Origin of the sequence: Microcoleus sp. Pol12B3 (assembly GCF_036701355.1) — a bacterium.
Taxonomy (GTDB): Bacteria; Cyanobacteriota; Cyanobacteriia; order Cyanobacteriales; family Microcoleaceae; genus Microcoleus.
Genome location: NZ_JAUBQS010000088.1, coordinates 1 through 17815, shown reverse-complemented (window position 1 = coordinate 17815; position 17815 = coordinate 1). Strand labels below are relative to the sequence as shown.

Genomic DNA, 17815 nt, shown 5'->3' with positions numbered 1-17815 from the left:
CCTCATCTTTTTTCACATTTTTACTAGCTTTTTCATTTTAGCCCTTTTTCATATATTTGCAAAAGTGAGATGCACCCGAGTCATTAATATTCTGACCGCTGACAAAGCTATCAAATGACATCCACCTGCAGGCGATTTAATTCAATCAGAAAGTTGAGCATACTGAGAGTGACTCAAACTTTGAGGAGCTACCTCTGCGGCAAAATTTGTACTGCAATGAAAGATCGATTCCTGCGGAAATCTTCGCTAACGCACTTATTTTAATTATTTTAATCGAAAGTGCGATCGACCGAGCCATCCCCTAAGACCTACCTATGACCTAGAACAGTGATAAACTTGATATTCATACCCATCCACCGCAGGCAACTCGCGCGATTCAAGCTGACATTTTTGTGGTTCTAGATTGACAGGTGCGCGAAAATTAACCAGCCACAAATCAAGCGGACGTTCTAATTGACTGAGCGTTTTGTCAAGTGTCCCTGCCACTATTTCCGCCCCATCCTTTCTCTGGTTAGCCAAAAGAAACAGCGGAGAATCAAAGGCTTTAACTTCTTCTTTCTTCCTAACATCCGTTACACCCGCTACAAAATCCATTGCCGAACTTCTTTCCCATTCCCACCCTATCCCCATCAACTCTCCTATTTCTACATGAGTCTTTTGAGTAGTGGCAATTAGGACGGGAACTTTCGAGAATTCGCGGATAACCGGAATTAAAAGGTCGGGTTTGTAATATTTGCGGTAGCCGAGATTGGAATTTACTGTGACACCGCTAAAAAAACCCATTACTAAAATTAGCACGACTGCTTTTTTGCCAGCAATTTTCACAGCAGGTAAATTAAACCATTGACTTTTTGTTGTAGGTGTCTTAAAAATAACCGCCAAGGTTGCTCCTAAAAGCAATATCACCCCCGGAAAGTAGACGAAATTGTATCGAGCCCCGCGAGTTAGGTCAATCCCTAGAATATATGCAAAGCTGAAAAATAGGAAAATTGAGCCTAGCACAAATCCGCCGAAAATAACAGTACCTAAACGAGTATCTGGCATTGTTAAGGAATTTTTAAGAGCGCTAAACAGGATGGGCAGCACCAATATAAAAAATATTGTCATTGCGATCGCCGATGCAACTACTACTGCCAAATTTTGCGATTCAACGGGCAGCAGAGACATCACAGTGATCCATCCAGCTAAAGCTTGAAAAATCGGATTAATCACATTTAAAAATGTGCGATCGCCGCTGACAATCCAATTAGTTAGTTCGTTGCCGTATTTATTTGACAAAAATACCGGCAGCCAAACTAAACCGCCAGCCAAAGTACCCATCGCTACGGAGAAAAGCCGCCAGAGGATGTGAAATTGCCAAATATTAGGCTGCTGGCTGTTGTCAATTGGCAACTTTCCATTAAACTGCTGCCAGATTACTGCAATTAATGCTATTGCTTCCGCACACAAAGTCAGTGCAAAAAAGTAGTGAACCGCAATTCCTAAACAATTAACCACTACCCAAAGCAGCACCGCCCAAATAGGCAATGGAGCGCGCTGCTGTAGCTTTTTGGCAGCTAATGTCAACCAAAAAAGAGAGGCAACAACTAATAAGATTCCTAAAGTGTAATGGCGAGCTTCTTGAGCGAGATAAATGCCGTAGGGAGAAACTGCCATCATCGCGGCAGCACATTGACCGACTAAACGAGAACTAAAAGTAAATTTGCCCAAAAAGTAGATAGCAGGAACTGAAATCACGCCCAATAATGCAGGAAGAGCTCGCCCAATCCAAACTAAACTATCCTCAGTCGGCCCAAACAGTCGCATCCACCAGTGGGCGAGCATAAAATACACTGGTGGATGGTTGCTTTCTAGCAGCAAATGGTTTAGAACATCTGCAATGCCAGCATTGGGACGCAATTGTAGCGGTTGTAATAATGTAGAAAGGTCGATCGCGCGATCGAGCGGCACCCCTCGAAAACTGTTGCCCAAACTAAAAACTAGAGTCGAAAACTCGTCCGTCCACAGCGGTTTCGAGTCCAAATTGGCAAAGCGCAAAATAAAGGCGAGCGCCGTCCACAGCAATAGCAACAACAGTTGTTTGTTCTTGATCATTAATTCAGTCATTCAAAGGCATAGGGAAGAAGAGCCATTAGTCATTAGTCATCAGTCATTTTATCAACGATCAATTACTAATTACCAATTACCGATTACCAATTACCTATCTACTTCCGTTACCCGCCAGCTCAACTTCATATTAATCCAGAAGTTCCACAGAGTCACAGCCGCGATCGCAATTAAATTAGCCAAATATTCATTCATCCCAAAAACATTAAACAGCAAATTAACCAGCAGCACATTCAAAATCAAACCCATCAAGCAAATCGTATTAAATTTCAACAGCCGTTTCAATCGCTGGCGCTTTCCTGGCTGCCGCTTAGAAATATCGCCAAAAGTCCACAAATCATTCCACAAAAAGTTACTGATAATTGCCAATTCAGCAGCAACGATCAGACTGCGAGTCAGTTCCCAATTGAGGATATCCCGCAGCACGTACAAAACCCCCATATTCACAAACACGCCGCTGAAACCCACGATGCCAAACCGCAGAAACTTGCCCATCGGCCAGCGGGCAAACCGCAACCGAAGCAAATGTCGCAAATACTCAATATACTGTTTCCAAGTAACTTTGCTCTCGCCTTCTTGCCGTTCCTGAAACACGTAACCAACTTCTCCAATCCAGCGGATGTCCCCCCTGCCGAGCACTTCAATCAATATTTTGTAACCAGCAGGATTCATGGTTTTGCCCGCTATGCAACTGCGACGCACCATAAAATACCCGCTCATAGGATCGGAAACTCGGCCCACGACTCCCGGCAGGATCACCAACCCCAGAGTTTGAGCGCCCCGCGATAAAAATCGCCTGACAACGCTCCAATCGCTCACCCCGCCCTCGGCAACGTGACGGCTCGCAGCAGCTAAATCTGCTCCCCGCTGAATTTCTGCTAAAAGCTGCAACAGCGTCTCCGGGGGATGCTGCAAGTCGGCATCGATGACGCCCAAAACCTCGCCCCGAGCTGCCTGCCACCCGCGAATTACTGCTGTGGAAAGTCCCCGCTCCTCTTCCCGGCGCATTACCCGCAATTGCGGATATTCCGGTGTCAGGGACAGGGCAACTTCCCAGGTGCGATCGGGGCTGTCGTCATCAACTACAATTAATTCGTAGTTGCCGGGAATACTGCCATCGAGCAAGAGGCTCAATTTTTCCACAATACTCTTGACATTCTTGCACTCGTTGTAGGTGGGAATGACCAGGGAAAAATAAATTGGCGGTGTGCCTGCGTCTGTAAAATTTGAATTGAAAGTCTCTACAGCAGGAATTTCCAAAGGCCCAGACGGCACTGGCAATAACTGATTTACTTGGTTGACTCCGATCATTTCAGTGTCCAGAAAATAAAGGATGGTTTGGTAAGACTTGAGATTTTAGAAAATCGTTCCTCTATAGTTGATTCGTTAAAATATAAAAACGCCTTAATTCTAGGCAGCAATTCTGTAGCTTAGCTAACAAAAAAACTGTGGATGCAATTCTCGATCGAGCTTTACAAGGTTATAACATCTCTTCCGCAGAGGCCTTGATCCTTTTGCAGCAAAGAGACCCAGACGCGCGAGCTTCTATTCAAACAACCGCTGATTTGCTCCGCCGCCGACAATCAGGGGATACTGTCACCTATGTTATCAACCGCAATATTAACTTCACCAATATTTGCGAGCAGCATTGCAGTTTTTGTGCATTCCGCCGTGACGAGGGAGATGAGGGCGCTTTTTGGTTAGATGCAGCTCAAATTCAGGAAAAGGCAACAGATGCAGTGCAGCGGGGTGCCACGGAAATTTGTATGCAGGGGGGCTTAAATCTTCAAGCTAAGCTGAACGGCGCATCTTTGCCTTATTATCTGCAATTGGTGAAAACTATTAAGGATAAGTTTCCTCAGTTGCACTTGCACGCTTTTTCACCTCAAGAAATAGAATTTATTGCCCGAGAAGATAATCTTAGTTTCAGCTATGTAATTTCGGCTTTGCAGGATGCGGGAGTTGGTTCGATGCCGGGAACCGCTGCAGAAGTTCTCGACGATTCTGTGCGACGGGTAATTTGCCCGGAAAAACTAAATTCGGCTACTTGGCTGGAAATTGTGGGAACTGCTCACCGTCTGGGTTTGCCGACAACGAGTACGATGCTTTGCGGGCATATTGAGACGGCCCAACAGCAGGTTTTGCATTTAGAAAAAGTGCGATCGCTCCAACAAACTGCGATCGACAAAAACTATCCAGCACGCATAACAGAATTTATTTTACTACCATTTGTCGGACAGGAAGCACCGGCACCTCTGCGGAGTCGAGTCGGCCGTGACCAACCAGTTTTAGCAGATACTTTGTTACTCACCGCTGTATCGAGAATCTTCTTAGGCAATTTGATTTCCAATCACCAACCCAGTTGGGTAAAATTAGGTTTAGATGGAGCTACAGAAGCGCTGAAATGGGGCTGCAATGACATCGGCGGTACATTGATGGAAGAGCACATTACAACGATGGCCGGTGCGGTTGGCGGCAGTTGTCAATCTGTTGAAGATTTGCAAAATGCGATTCGTTCTTTGGGGCGGAGTTATCAGCAAAGAGATACAATTTATCGACCTTTAGGGGTTGACAATTTGGCAGTAAGTGTGTGAGCTTTTGGATGGGAAGTGCGAAGTGCGTAACGTCTCCTACGAGTTTAGCCGATCGCACTTTCAAATTCTTCTAGCGCTTGACAACTTCCTACCTGCAAAGCACGTTCCACTGTAGCAGGAATCAGTTGGGCGATCGCAATTCCCGAAAAATTCGGACTACTATCGGATTCTAAATACTCTCCATCTTGCAGCAAATAAATGCGAAGTCTGCCGCTGTCGTAAACCCAGATTTCTGGAACTCCAATAATTTTATAGGCATCGATCTTAGTTTTAGAAGTAACATCCGTCTCAATTGCCAAATCGGGCGGCGGATCGTCCGGTAAAAGTCGGCGGCGATTAATCATCCGCTGATAATTTAGAATATAAAAGCAAGCATCAGGTTCCACTCCTGCTGCACCTTCCCGTTTGAAAGTAGTAGAACCAAAGGGTTCATATCTTCTGCCCGCTGACTTGAGTAAAATTTTTACAATATCGGAAATTAAATCTTTCGGTCTTTCGTGTTCGGGTAAGGGAACCATGATTTCTAAGGTACTCTTGCTGTAGGCAATTCTGGTTCTTCGCTTTTCCCCTAATTCCTGCAAAATCGACTCAAATTCCAGCCAAGTTATATTGGGAATAGTTACGACACTGCCGGGAGCAAGCTCGATCTGGCTAACAGGTTTGAGGACGGGGGTGATAACAATCATAAGCTGAATTGCGAGCTAGTTGTTAAGGTTGTACCCAGGGCAGGCAGGATGCCTACCCGACAAGAGTTTTTGGATATATCTGTTGAGTTTAGCACGGGCAACGAGAAGAGATTCGCGATCGCACTTTTGACTCAATTCTAGAAACATCGATCGCACATTTATGACTTCATTGCAGCCGGATTAATTTGACTAACAGACTCATGATTTCTCCCTGATCGGGTGTAATAATGATGCGATTGTCGGGAATGGCGATCGGATGAGTCCAACGAACAGCTTCCTCGTAGCGCAATGCGTGCAGTTGGTGGATAGTTCGGCGTACCCCCAGCGGCGAACCGATGATGACGTGACGGACTGCTTCGCGATCGCCCTCAAAGGTTTGGTTGGTTAAAACATTGGGCGATGTTTGGTTCGATGATGAATCTTGCAACATAGCTTTGACTAATAATTTTGGATAGGTTTGATGCTTTGTAACGGTAAAACCGCGTACAATAACAAGTTGAAGAAAAGACAGCAATTCCCCTACAGCACAAGTGGCTTAGCTGGTGCTGTCTAATCTCTATTGCTATCAGCGTAAATCAAATAACGGTATGCGTCAACGTATTTAATAAAACCGTGCATTATTTAACATAAAGTAACAAATAGCCTATGGAAATCTCAGAAAGAGCCGAGCGATCGCCCCTAATGCGACTGAGAGTTCAGCGGTTTATGACTCAAAAGCAGCTAGCAGAAGCACTTGGCGTTACGGAAGCGACGGTAAGGAACTGGGAATCGGGGCGATCGGTACCGAAGCTAACGCCTGTTCAATACAAGAAGTTGCTAGAGATTCTGCAAATTACCTCTGCTGAATTACCAGACCAATTTGGTTTTCCTAGCGATGCTGATGGATAGAAAATGGAATATTATAATTATTGAGGCGTTTTATTTAAACGAACTCATACAATGTTTTGAAAAAAAAAGGAATATGAGACTTAACATCCCTACTTTGCTCTGAATAAAATCTCCCAATTTCTAACGAGAGTTGCTCTCTAAATACTTTCTCATTCCCACTCCAGTCAGCGGGTGGCTTAATTTTTTCCCAATAATCATGCTCAGGTTGTTTCTCATTCTTAACTTTTTTAATTGTGAGCAAAGCCCTAATTAACTGATGCTTCCGTGTTTCATCAGACGTATTTTTAAACTCAGTTTTCCATGAATCTTGTAATTTATCTAAATCTGTACAATTTAAACAATGATTTATGCGCTGGAGCGATCTCTGTATGTTAAGGTTATTCTTCAAGTCAGGATCGCTACTAATTTTATCAGCCATATCCATATAAATACTATTCAGTTGAACAGGATTATTCTGATACATGGGAGGATGAGGATAATCATCAAATATTGATTGAAGCTCAGGTGTGATAAAATATGCTTCTTTATGAATCAAACCTGTAATCCATATCCGGTGTAGTGCTGCATTTTGCGATCGCACCTCCGATTTTTCGTAAAGATCGCAAAAAATTGCTTCTGTATCGGGAAAAGGGTAATCATCAATCTTTTGCAGGTGCAAGTCCAAATCTATCATTGCAAAAAGTCGATCGGGCTCTAAATACGAGTTACGGGTATCCTGTTGGTGTAATTTTAAAAGCTTCAAATAAGTATTTATTACACTTGCGCGATCGCCACAGTTGAAAAATTGTGGCAGCTTTTCTCTCCACCATCTCGGAACGCAAGCCTTATAAAAGTTGGCATCCGGCATTTCCTCCATTTTTTTATAAGCTTGAGGCGATCGTGTACCCTCGATATCGGGAATAGGGCCTTCGCATAGCACCACAATTTTTTTCTTAATTCTGGCAGATTTAAGAATTATTTTGCAGTGTTCTTCTAGCTGTTCTGGATTCAGACTCATTTCTAGTATTAGGATTCTTGTTTGATCAGTTTTGGCTCAATTTCTTTAACGTGAGCTGGTGTCAGAGCTTCACACAATGCGTAGGAATGAGTTGCCAGAATATATTGATTGCTGGGCCCCCACTCTTGGAGGTCTGATATAATTTGATATTGCCAATCGGGATGAAAAGCAATTTCAACTTCATCCATCAAAACAATAGCATCTTCTATGTTGCGGGACTTGAGCCATATATAAATACTAAGTCTTTTGAGTTCGCCGTGACTTAAATCTTCTGGATATAGTTCTATAGTTTCACCATTATTATCCAAGTGAAAGTTGACACCAGCAAAATCTTCATCTAAATTTATCCTTTTATTTCCCAACAGCAGATTTAAGTCGTTAATTAGAGTTTGATAGTTATTGCCGTAGCTACCTGTTTTTATCATTTCTTTCAAATCGCGCTCGGCAGCAGCTTTAAAAGATTCAATAAGTAGCTCTACCGCAAGAAAGTCATAGGTAAACAAGCCTTGTAATTCAGATCGTGCTGATTCGAGTCTACCATAATAATTATTGTCTCCGCTACTGGATTTTTTAAATAATAGTTCCCTAGACTTTTGCGGGAGAAATAAAAAAACCTGTGTTGCAGGAGCTGCTAGAAAAATTTTATGCGATATCTTCTCTAGGAATGATTTTGCTGGCTCCTGGCTTTGATGGTTAAAACGACATTTTAACTCTGTAATTAATTTTGACTCTGTAAATCTTAGGGTTGTTATATCATCGTTATCTATTTCTTCTTTAACCTTTTCAATATGACATATATCTATGATATTATTTTTGTCAGTTATAAAATCAGGCTTAGCTATATAATTTTCTGCAAAAAAACTTTTACAATAAAATTCAAGTATGACAATTTTTTTTCCATCCAAAATATAAATGATTGCTAAAAATTTTTCTTCTCCGGTCAAAATTTTAAATCCCTGAAGCAGATTCTGTATAAACGGTTTTTTCTCGTCATCAACAGAACAGTGCAGCAATACAAAAATTAACTGCAACAGCGTACTTTTACCGCCGCCATTTTGACTCCCCAGCGGAAAAATCTTAGGAACAAAATCCTTTTCAAAAGTGATGTCAATATCTTTTAAACCGCGAAAATCAGGAACTTGAACTCGTAACAAGTGCATAAGAACTCCTAGTGTTGGGTTGCATTTTTTATTGAAACGCTGAGCCACAATCATTTTAGATTATAACTCACATCTTTTACTATTTTCATGAACAGGCTTTCCGGCCTGTTCCACAACACATTAAATTAATGCTCTTTCGCTGAGTCCGGCAGTCCGCCAGGGGTTGAAACCCCTGTCTCAAAGCGAAAGTCCTCTGAAGAGGACTAATGAGTTTTTCAGTCCTCTTCAGAGGACTTTCGCTATTAGCCAGGGAATTCATTCCCTGGCGCCCTGGCGGCCTTTCGGTTTAAGCAGGAGATGAGATTAAACCTTAAACTTCTCCACAATCCGTCTCATCGCTTCTTCCACATTCTCCCGACTATTAAACGCCGAAATGCGGAAATAACCCTCACCCGCCGCACCAAAACCAGAACCGGGTGTTCCCACCACATTGCAAGTTTCCAGCAACTTCTGAAAGAAATCCCAACTCGACAAACCGTGAGGCGTTTTCACCCACACATAAGGTGCATTTTTGCCACCAAAAACCTCGATTCCCGCCGCTGTCAATTTCTCGCGAATAATCGCAGCATTTTCCATGTAAAAATTGACTAAAGCCTGAATCTGTGCCTTGCCAGCCTCTGAATAAACCGCCTCAGCACCGCGCTGCACGATGTAAGAAACTCCGTTAAACTTAGTAGATTGGCGGCGGTTCCACAGCTTCCAAATTTCGACATCGGAACCATCTGCTGCTTTTCCAGTCAAAGTCTTCGGTACAACTGTCAGCGCACAGCGAGTACCCGTAAAACCAGCATTTTTGGAAAAAGAACGAAATTCGATCGCACAATCGCGCGCCCCTTCAATTTCGTAGATAGAATGCGGTAAACTCGGATCGGTAATATACGCTTCGTAAGCCGCATCGAAGAAAATAATCGAACCGTTAGCTTTAGCATAATTTACCCAAGCTTGCAAGTGTTCCTTAGTTGCAGTTGCCCCGGTCGGGTTATTCGGAAAACACAAGTAAATTAAATCGACTTTTTTGTCGGTGGGAATTTCCGCAGTAAAATTGTTTTCCGCTGTAATTGGCAGGTAAACTAAGCCGCCGTATTCGCCATTTTCGTTCGCATCTCCCGTGTGTCCAGCCATCACGTTAGTGTCTACATACACCGGATAAACTGGATCGGTAACTGCGATCGTATTATTGTTGCCAAAGATATCGAGAATATTGCCACAATCGCACTTAGAACCATCAGAAATAAAGATTTCCGAAGCATCAACATGGCATCCCCGCGACTTAAAATCGTGCTCGGCAATTTTCTCCCGCAGCCACTCGTAACCTTGTTCCGGGCCGTATCCTTTAAAGGTATCCCGCGAACCCATGTCTTCCACCGCCTTCACCATCGCCTCCCGACAAGCAGCCGGTAGCGGTTCCGTTACGTCGCCAATCCCCAGCCGGATGATGGGCGCTTCGGGATTCGCCTCCGCATAGGCTTTCACCCTGCGCCCAATTTCGGGAAACAGGTAGCCGGCTTTGAGTTTGAGGTAGTTGTCGTTGATAGTTGCCATAGTTCGATCGCTACAAATGTCGTAGAATAGCTTACTGCTAATTGGCAGTTGACTGTTGACTGTTGACTGCTAACTGTTGACTGTTGACCGAAAAGCCCTAGGATTCATCCGTGAGAGTCATCCTAAAATTTAAAACCTAAAATCGGCAGGGTACTTGACCAAAAAATCAAATCTGCTTGTATAATCAGAATAGTAGGCATCGCAGAAACAATTATGGACGAGATCGAGTACGCCAAACTCTATCAAGAACTGGCGGCAATTCTGGATGAGTTTAATTTGGGTTGGGTAGTTCAACAAGTAGCGGATACTGTAGAGATAGGCAAAGTAATAGAAGAGCGATCTCTCAAAAGAAAAACACCTCTACTCAAGATAGAAGATTATACCGCAAAAGAACAACTTTTGCTGTTAATTAATGCTGTCGAACAAGCGACGGTGAACACTTCCGAAATGGAAGACGAAATTGCTTATTTCTTGAAAGTAGAATCAGAAACCTCTCCCCTCGGCACAAAAATTACCTTTGCCAATTCCGGTGCCGAAACTGCCAAAACAATCGAGTTTACCTCCAGCGTCACAGCCCCCCGTCACAAACAGGCGATCGCCCTCAAGCACTTGCTCGAAAAACTGCCATCCGGGCCCAGCAACTACGCCATAAATTCCGAAATTAAAAGCAAATTAAAAAGCTCGATCGATCCCGATTTTAATACAGCGGCAGAACAAGCCAGAATTTTTGACACCTACCTCTTCACTATTCTGCTAAAAGCAGTTGCTAATGAAGGCGGTACTATTTATTACAACAATGTTTTAGACGACGAAACACCGAAATATTTAACATTTAGAAAAACAGCGGGAAAAATTCACGGAACTGCACATCCCTATACTCATGCTGTTGTGGAATTTCCCGACAAACCAGCCCTGGAAGTTCACCTAGGAGTAAAAGTTCAAGGTAGAGCCGGAGTTCTGCACAACTGCAACGTTTTAATCTTGTCCCAAAAAGAAGCAAATATCTGCCGCTTGCTCAACCGCGAACCCCGACACTCGCAAGTAATTTTAGCAGTAAAATCCGAACACAGCACCTCGGAACTAAAACTAGAAATGGCCGGTGCTTTTATCGGCTTAGCGTCAGACATTCGCTACGAAGGCGGTAGCTATTTCATTTCTAACAGTTACTCCCCACCCGTAGCCAAACTGCTAACTACCGCTCGCAAAAAATGGGAACTAAACATTTTTCCGAGAGCCACAAACGATGTCCACCGACTGATGTACTCGTTTCAAACTATCTTTAAAGACTTTAAGGCCAGAAACTGATTTGATTAATCAGGACTAAGGCCAACTGGCACAAAAATCTTGCTACATTTTTTGTGTTAGGTTTCGTTCCACGAGCCTAACCTACTGTCTGATGCAAGTAAGGACTGTTTTTCTGCTTGTTCTCGGAGGGGTAAATGCGAGTTTCCTAAATTTGCCCGGTTAAATGTATTTGCTAATGTATCTGCTACATGAGTCAAGAAAATAATCTATCATGTTGCGAGCACCCGAACCTTACGAATAATGTTTAAGAAAGATAAATCTTCCCTGCTGTTTACGATCGGAGCCGCCACACTTCTGATCGGTTTAGGCTTTGTCACCTACTACCTCGTCATTTCCCGTGGGCCCGCCAAAGATTTGCCGGCGGGGGCAACGGTTGTCCCGCAAGATACGATGATGGCCCTATCCCTCAGCACCGATGAATCGCAGTGGAATAGACTGCGAGAGTTTGGCACGCCGGAGTCAAAAGCTTCGTTTGAGAGGTTTTTAAGCGAAATGCGCGATCGCCTTCTCACAAGCAACGGCTACGCCTACCAGCAAGACATTCAACCCTGGGTGGGTAACACCGCAATGGTAGCCTTTCTCCGCAACAAAATAGCTATACCAGCCCCCTCGCCGGCACCCAACACGCCCCCATCTCCGCCAATTCAACAGTCAGTGGCAATTATTTTGCCAATTGCCAACCCGATCAAAGCCAAAGAATTATTAACAAAACCCAGGCCTCTCAGCCAAGGAAAAATAGTTGAGCGTAATTATAAAGGTGTCCAAGTCACAGAAACTCAAGGCGTACCCGATCGCAATTTCTCAGTCGCGGTACTCGGCACAAGCTATCTAGCAGTCACCACAGATTCTAGCGCTACAGACAGAATAATCGACACCTACAAAGGCGAACCTTCCCTCGCCAAAACCCCTGGCTATGCAGACGCCATAGACAAAATAAAAAGTCCGGGCGCCTTCGGTCAAATCTACGTCAATATGCCCGTTGCCGCCGCCTATGCCGCCGCCAACTCAGCCCGTGAAATTTCGCCAGAAAGCCTCGAAAAACTGCAACAAAATCAAGGATTTGCCACCACAGCGACGCTGGACGCAGAAGGAATTGAATTCAAATCAGTCTCTTGGCTGAAACCAGATTCTACCAGAAGGATAGCAGTAGAAAACAATGCTCTAAAAATGGCTAACCGCCTGCCAAGCAATACAATAATGATGGTATCCGGCGGCAACTTGCAGCGTTTGTGGCAAGACTACGTATTGGGAGCCGATGCCAACCCGATTGCCCCGATTAATCCCCAAGTTTTACGCACAGGTTTAAAATCCACTACCGGCCTGGATTTAGATAAAGACTTGATGAACTGGATGGCGGGAGAATTTTCTCTATCATTAATACCAGCCCCCCCGCAGAATCCCAGAGACAAATTTGCTGCCGGATTTGTATTTATGGTGGAAACAAACAACCGGGGCGCAGCCGACAAATCCCTGAAACAGCTTGATGAAACGATGAAAATGAAAGGGTTTAGAGTGGAGGAAATTCAAGTCGGCGGCAAACCGGCGATTAAATGGACATCGCCGTTTGGAGGGATTACGGTAACTCGCGGTTGGATGAACGATGTAGCGTTTATGACAGTAGGAGCTCCAGTGGTTGATACAATCGTTCCGGCACCGAAAAGTCCGCTTTTAAGCAGCGAACTGTTCCAGAAAACTGTACGATCGCAACTTAAACCCCACAACGGGAATTTCTTCATCGACACCGAGAGTGCGTTTAACCCCAAAAACCTAGCTTTACCGGAGTTTCCTCCCAGCCAAACAATGTGGATTGATGCCACGCGGTCGATCGGCGTTACAGCGGCCGTCATTGGCGATCGTACCACCCGTTATGACTTTTTTGTCGGTCTCAAAAAATCCACCCAATCCACTCCTTCTGCAACTCCTTCACAGCGGCCTGCTTCACCGCGCCCTGCTTCACCCAGTCCCTCGCCCACTGTCCAAACTTCACCCAATTAACTCTTAAATCCTTCCACAAATCCGCCTGCACACCCCCTTAAATACCAACAGGGCGACAGATTAAAACCGAAAGGCAGCCGCCAGAAAGAACAAGCAAGAAGCAAGGACAGGACTTACGGATAAATACTAAAGAAACCGGGTTTTTTTATCGTTTCTGCAGGCTGCAACTAATTATTTTCGTTAACAAACCCGGTTTCTATGCAGCCTTGCGTCTAGGACTACCAAAGAAACCGAGTTTTTTAAGCCTTGGACTGCAACTAAGTGTTTTCGTAAAAAAAAAGGGTTTCTGCGTCCAGGAATGAAGAAGCAATCGACCGTTTCTGAGGCACCCTACACTTTATATACGCTTTGCGTCCAGGACTTCTTATTTTTGTCATAATTTTAACGGTCGGCAATTGTAGAGCCGGCTTTTTTTGTTCTTTGTTATAAAAGGAAAAGAAAAAATTTTTACGTGGATTTTTCCCGGTCAGTTCTGGGCGCAGAAGCAGATTTTTTAAAGGGCCATACTTCCTTCAAACTCTCACTAATGTAAAAAAAACGGTTTCTAGGGGTCCGAGTGCGTCTAGGAAAGCCAGCTTTTTTTATATGTCATCCGGAAGATACAGCTTCTAGGCATTGCGAGTTATATTGAGATTGGGGAGAAGATACGCTCGGGGAATTGCAAATGCAGAGGCAAATTTTACAGGGAAATTTTCCTCAGTGAGTCGGGAAAGTCAGTCTGGAACGCACTTGCAGTCCGAAACCCGGTAGCTTCATAAATATACAGCCTTTAACTCCAATTTTTCAGAGAAACTAGGTTTCTTTACCTAATTTTTGTGTATATATTTTACCTTTAAAAACCTATGGAAACCGCAAAAAATATTCAAATAAAGGCAAAATTGCTGTCCAAAAAAAGAATAAGCAAACTGGCAGTTTCTCTGCCAATTATCTTAATAAACCTTTACTTTTTGCAAGCAAAAGCCGAAGCTCAAACAATTGTTCCAGCGGCGGAGGCAACGGGCACTACCGTCACTCCGGCAGCCCAAAACGGAACTCCTGGGCAGCAAACTCGCTTCGATATTGAAGGCGGACAATTATCGAGCGATCGACAAAATCTCTTCCACAGCTTTACAGAATTCGGCTTGTCGGAAAATCAGATTGCCAACTTTATATCAAACCCCAACATTCGCAACATTTTAGCGGGCATAGGCGGCGGCAACCCCTCGATTATTAACGGCTTAATTCAAGTAACCGGCGGCAATTCTAACTTGTTTCTAATGAATCCATCCGGCATCATATTTGGCAACAGTGCCAGCTTAAACGTGCCGGCTTCTTTCACCGCAACCACCGCCACCGCTATTGGATTTGGTTCTAACTCGTTTAACGCTGTCGGTAGTAGCACTTACACATCTCTGACAGGCGCGCCCAATTCCTTTTCTTTTGGGGCCGATCGGGCAGGGGCAATTATCAGCACGGCAGACTTAGCAGTCAAGTCAGGACAGAACTTAACCTTGCTCGGCGGTACCGTTGTCAGCACAGGCAGCCTTTCTGCCCCAGACGGTCAAATCACCGTAGCATCAGTCTCCGGGACAAATTTAGTGCGCGTCAGCCAGCGAGGCAATTTGCTGAGTTTGGAAATCGAGCCGCCCTCAGCGACCAGCAGCACAGAAACATCCAGCACAGCTTCGACATTCTCGATCGCATCCTTGCCCGAACTGCTCACAGGCATCGGTGAAACAAACGCCACAGGCATCAGCGTCAATGCCAGCGGTGAAGTGGTACTCACGGCGTCTAACCGAGCCGTAGCGGCGGGGGACGTTGCACTAAAAGATGGAAACGCTCGGGCGATCGACATTCAAGCAGCCAACAGCATTGGAGTCAGCGGAAACCTGACAACTTCCCAAGGTGGCCCAATCGCCCTAGAAGCTAGTGGAGACATTAGCACTGCGGATCTCGACTCCCACTCCGACACCACCGCAGGCGGCAACATCACCGTCACCAGCCGTACAGGAAAAGTAGAAACAGGCAATATCAACGCAGGGTCGATCGACAAAACCAGCAACGCCGGAGACGTTAGTATTGCAGCACCCTCAAGCAGCATTCAAACAGGGTTCATAGACGCCAACTCCGAAGAAAAACAAGGAGGCGCAGTCACTCTCAACGCCCGCAACGATATCGAAGTAACCCATATCAACACCGAAGGCCGAACAGGCGGAGGAGAGATTGACATTACAGCCGGCGGTAATTTCCGAGCTACAGGCACTTTCACAAACGATAACAACTGCTTGTCGCAAGCTTGCAGCATTTCCGCATCCACGACTGGTAGCGCCAATGGTGGAGATATCACCATTCGCCACGGTGGCGAAGCCTCGAACACTCCTTTCGCCGTCGGGCCAGACTATAACAGACTCAACGGTACTGCTGGCAGCATTGCCACTGGGGGTCCAAAGAAGGAAAATGTGATTACACAGGGAAGTTATTTCAGCCCCGACCCTCAGATAGTACAGCCGACCCAAATTAACATTACGGCTTCTTCAGTATCGCCAGCACCGACACCAGCACCAACACCAGCACCAGCACCTGCGCCAGCACCTGCGCCAGCACCTGCGCCAGCACCAGCACCTGCGCCAGCACCTGCGCCAGCACCTGCGCCAGCACCAGCGCCAGCACCGACACCAGCGCCAACACCAGCACCGACACCAGCGCCAGCGCCAGCACCGACACCAGCGCCAGCACCTGCGCCAGCACCAACACCAGCACCGACACCAGCGCCAGCGCCAGCACCGACACCAGCGCCAGCACCAGCGCCAGCACCAGCGCCAGCACCAGCGCCAGCACCTGCGCCAGCACCTGCGCCCGCGCCAGCACCTGCGCCGACTCCCCCACAAGCATCCCTACCAACTCCAGCACCAGCGCCAGCACCATCACCAGCGCCAGCGCCAGCGCCAGCACCTGAACCAGCGCCAGCACCTGAACCAGCGCCAGCACCTGAACCATCACCAGCGCCAGCGCCAGCGCCAGCACCTGAACCATCACCATCACCAGCACCAGCGCCCGCGCCAGCACCTGAACCATCACCATCACCAGCGCCAGCAGGAGCGACGGGAAGGCGAGGATGATATCCATCACACGCATGATCAGCGTGTCGACCCAGCCGCGGAAATAGCCGGCCAGCAGCCCCAGGATGATGCCGCCGGTGAGCGAGATCGCCACCACGACCGCGCCAATGAGCAGCGAGTAGCGGGCGCCGTGCATCAGACGAGAGAGGATGTCGCGACCGATCGCGTCGGTGCCGAAGATGAAGCGGACGTCGCCGCCCTCCTGCCAGGCTGGGGGCACGAGGAAGAAGCCATTATAGATCTTGGCCGGATCATGCGGCGCGATCCAAGGCGACGTGATCGCGATCAGGACCAGCAGGACGAAGATCACGAAGCCGATGACGGCGCCGGTGTTCTGACTGAAATAGTACCAGAATTCGCGGAGGCCCGAGATGGCGCGCGGGGGGGTGACCGGGGTGGCAGGAGTGACGGACATGGCGCGCTCCTCAGTTGTGCCGGATGCGCGGATTGATCACCGCATAGAGCACGTCAACGATAAGGTTTACCGCCATGATGATGAGGGCGATGAGCAGCAGGCCCGACTGCACTACAAAATAGTCGCGCTTGTTCACCGCCTCGATCATCCACTTGCCGATACCCGGCCAGGAGAAGATCGTTTCGGTGAGGATGGCACCGGCCATCAGCAGCCCAACCTGCAGGCCGATGGTGGTGATGACCGGAATGAGCGCGTTGCGCAGCGCGTGGACACCAATCACCCGGCGCGGATTCATGCCCTTGGCCTTGGCGGTGCGGACATAGTCCTCGCCTAGGACCTCGAGCATCGCCGAGCGGGTCTGTCGCGCAATGACGGCAAGCGGAATCGTAGCGAGCACCACGGTGGGCAGGATCAGGTAGTGCAGCGCCGACAGGAACGCGCCCTTCTGGCCAGAGAGCAGGCTGTCGATCAGCATAAATCCGGTGACGGGTTGGAAGAAGTAATTGAGCGCTATGCGGCCTGAAACGGGGGTCCAATGCAGCATGCCGGAGAACAGTATGATGAGGAGCATGCCCCACCAGAAGATGGGCATCGAGTAGCCGACAAGCGCCGTGCCCATGGTGGCCTGGTCGAGCCAGCTGCCGCGTTTGACCGCGGCGAGAATGCCCGCCGGAATGCCGATGATGGTGGCGATGAACATGGCGCACAGCGACAGTTCGACCGTGGCCGGGAAGCGGGCGAAGAACTCTTGGGCCACCGGGCGTTTGGACGCGAACGACACGCCGAAATCGCCGCGCAGCGCGTTCAGCAGGAATTCGCCGTAGCGCACCAGCAAAGGCCGGTCGAGGCCGAGCGCCATGCGCATGCGCTCCACATCCTCGGCCGATGCCTCGATCGGCAGCAACATGCGCACAGGATCGCCGCTCGCATTGAGGAAGATGAAGACGATGAAGCTCACCACGACGATGACGATCGGGATCTGGGCGAGCCGGGTGAGGAGCAGGCGGAACATAGTGGCCAATCCTGTGA

General features: G+C 47.1%; 15 protein-coding genes and 1 pseudogene. 5 read left to right on the top strand and 11 right to left on the bottom strand.

Annotation, left to right across the window (positions count from 1 at the left end; translation table 11 throughout):
* Positions 1-312: 312 nt before the first annotated feature.
* Together QUA53_RS26595 and QUA53_RS26590 are read right to left on the bottom strand one after the other, a co-directional pair.
* The gene (locus QUA53_RS26595) at positions 313-2094 is read right to left on the bottom strand and encodes a glycosyltransferase family 39 protein (protein ID WP_333097437.1); all 1782 of its coding nucleotides are present in this window, start codon (positions 2092-2094) and stop codon (positions 313-315) included.
* A 102-nt stretch (positions 2095-2196) separates the two neighbouring features.
* Entirely contained in the window at positions 2197-3417 is a 1221-nt protein-coding gene (locus QUA53_RS26590) for a glycosyltransferase (protein ID WP_445243227.1), read from the bottom strand.
* Positions 3418-3554: 137 nt separating this feature from the next.
* On the opposite strand from QUA53_RS26590, the gene cofH reads away from it, so the two are divergent.
* The gene (gene cofH / locus QUA53_RS26585; RefSeq protein WP_333097435.1) at positions 3555-4700 is read left to right on the top strand and encodes a 7,8-didemethyl-8-hydroxy-5-deazariboflavin synthase subunit CofH; all 1146 of its coding nucleotides are present in this window, start codon (positions 3555-3557) and stop codon (positions 4698-4700) included.
* Positions 4701-4744: 44 nt separating this feature from the next.
* On the opposite strand, the gene QUA53_RS26580 is transcribed toward cofH, so the two are convergent.
* Positions 4745-5386 (bottom strand): Uma2 family endonuclease, encoded by a 642-nt coding sequence (locus QUA53_RS26580; RefSeq protein WP_333097433.1) that lies wholly within the window; start codon positions 5384-5386, stop codon positions 4745-4747.
* A gap of 166 nt (positions 5387-5552) precedes the next feature.
* Positions 5553-5816, bottom strand: a complete 264-nt coding sequence (locus tag QUA53_RS26575) for a hypothetical protein (RefSeq protein WP_172186722.1) — start codon at positions 5814-5816, stop codon at positions 5553-5555.
* A 215-nt stretch (positions 5817-6031) separates the two neighbouring features.
* On the opposite strand from QUA53_RS26575, the gene QUA53_RS26570 reads away from it, so the two are divergent.
* A complete protein-coding gene (locus tag QUA53_RS26570) occupies positions 6032-6274 on the top strand; it encodes a helix-turn-helix domain-containing protein (protein ID WP_006633060.1) in 243 nt (80 codons plus the stop codon).
* A 34-nt stretch (positions 6275-6308) separates the two neighbouring features.
* Here QUA53_RS26570 and QUA53_RS26565 read toward each other — a convergent pair whose 3' ends face one another.
* The 3 genes from QUA53_RS26565 to QUA53_RS26555 form a co-directional block, all read right to left on the bottom strand.
* Complete coding sequence (locus tag QUA53_RS26565; RefSeq protein WP_333097431.1) at positions 6309-7196, bottom strand: hypothetical protein; 888 nt, start codon at positions 7194-7196, stop codon at positions 6309-6311.
* Positions 7197-7279: 83 nt separating this feature from the next.
* Complete coding sequence (locus tag QUA53_RS26560) at positions 7280-8479, bottom strand: AAA family ATPase (protein WP_333097429.1); 1200 nt, start codon at positions 8477-8479, stop codon at positions 7280-7282.
* A 255-nt stretch (positions 8480-8734) separates the two neighbouring features.
* Complete coding sequence (locus QUA53_RS26555; RefSeq protein WP_333097427.1) at positions 8735-9973, bottom strand: LL-diaminopimelate aminotransferase; 1239 nt, start codon at positions 9971-9973, stop codon at positions 8735-8737.
* A gap of 213 nt (positions 9974-10186) precedes the next feature.
* Here QUA53_RS26555 and QUA53_RS26550 point away from each other — a divergent pair, with 213 nt between their 5' ends.
* The 3 genes and pseudogenes from QUA53_RS26550 to QUA53_RS26540 all read left to right on the top strand — a co-directional run.
* Entirely contained in the window at positions 10187-11278 is a 1092-nt protein-coding gene (locus tag QUA53_RS26550) for a hypothetical protein (RefSeq protein ID WP_333097425.1), read from the top strand.
* Between the two features lie 240 nt (positions 11279-11518).
* The gene (locus QUA53_RS26545) at positions 11519-13273 is read left to right on the top strand and encodes a DUF3352 domain-containing protein (protein WP_333097424.1); all 1755 of its coding nucleotides are present in this window, start codon (positions 11519-11521) and stop codon (positions 13271-13273) included.
* Positions 13274-14115: 842 nt separating this feature from the next.
* Positions 14116-14874 (top strand): annotated as a pseudogene (locus tag QUA53_RS26540) (two-partner secretion domain-containing protein); the annotation flags it as partial.
* Here the strand turns inward: QUA53_RS26540 and QUA53_RS26535 are convergent.
* The 4 genes from QUA53_RS26535 to QUA53_RS26520 form a co-directional block, all read right to left on the bottom strand.
* The gene (locus tag QUA53_RS26535; protein WP_333249204.1) at positions 14814-15107 is read right to left on the bottom strand and encodes a hypothetical protein; all 294 of its coding nucleotides are present in this window, start codon (positions 15105-15107) and stop codon (positions 14814-14816) included. The pseudogene QUA53_RS26540 and the gene QUA53_RS26535 overlap by 61 nt on opposite strands.
* A complete protein-coding gene (locus QUA53_RS26530; RefSeq protein WP_333097422.1) occupies positions 15108-15353 on the bottom strand; it encodes a hypothetical protein in 246 nt (81 codons plus the stop codon).
* A 422-nt stretch (positions 15354-15775) separates the two neighbouring features.
* Complete coding sequence (locus QUA53_RS26525) at positions 15776-16786, bottom strand: hypothetical protein (protein ID WP_333249200.1); 1011 nt, start codon at positions 16784-16786, stop codon at positions 15776-15778.
* A gap of 10 nt (positions 16787-16796) precedes the next feature.
* A partial coding sequence (locus QUA53_RS26520) for an ABC transporter permease subunit (RefSeq protein ID WP_333249198.1) occupies positions 16797-17815 on the bottom strand: 1019 nt, incomplete at its 5' end.

Excerpts from the sequence above, each read along its gene's own strand:
- QUA53_RS26555 (WP_333097427.1), bottom strand. The coding sequence starts at position 9,973 with ATGGCAACTATCAACGACAACTACCTCAAACTCAAAGCCGGCTACCTG.
- QUA53_RS26580 (WP_333097433.1), bottom strand. The coding sequence starts at position 5,386 with ATGATTGTTATCACCCCCGTCCTCAAACCTGTTAGCCAGATCGAGCTT.
- QUA53_RS26530 (WP_333097422.1), bottom strand. The coding sequence starts at position 15,353 with ATGCTGCTTGAGGGTGCTGCAATACTAACGTCTCCGGCGTTGCTGGTT.
- QUA53_RS26525 (WP_333249200.1), bottom strand. The coding sequence starts at position 16,786 with ATGTCCGTCACTCCTGCCACCCCGGTCACCCCCCCGCGCGCCATCTCG.
- QUA53_RS26595 (WP_333097437.1), bottom strand. The coding sequence starts at position 2,094 with ATGATCAAGAACAAACAACTGTTGTTGCTATTGCTGTGGACGGCGCTC.
- QUA53_RS26590 (WP_445243227.1), bottom strand. The coding sequence starts at position 3,417 with ATGATCGGAGTCAACCAAGTAAATCAGTTATTGCCAGTGCCGTCTGGG.
- QUA53_RS26575 (WP_172186722.1), bottom strand. The coding sequence starts at position 5,816 with ATGTTGCAAGATTCATCATCGAACCAAACATCGCCCAATGTTTTAACC.
- QUA53_RS26545 (WP_333097424.1), top strand. The coding sequence starts at position 11,519 with ATGTTTAAGAAAGATAAATCTTCCCTGCTGTTTACGATCGGAGCCGCC.
- QUA53_RS26535 (WP_333249204.1), bottom strand. The coding sequence starts at position 15,107 with ATGTCGATCGCCCGAGCGTTTCCATCTTTTAGTGCAACGTCCCCCGCC.
- QUA53_RS26570 (WP_006633060.1), top strand. The coding sequence starts at position 6,032 with ATGGAAATCTCAGAAAGAGCCGAGCGATCGCCCCTAATGCGACTGAGA.
- QUA53_RS26550 (WP_333097425.1), top strand. The coding sequence starts at position 10,187 with ATGGACGAGATCGAGTACGCCAAACTCTATCAAGAACTGGCGGCAATT.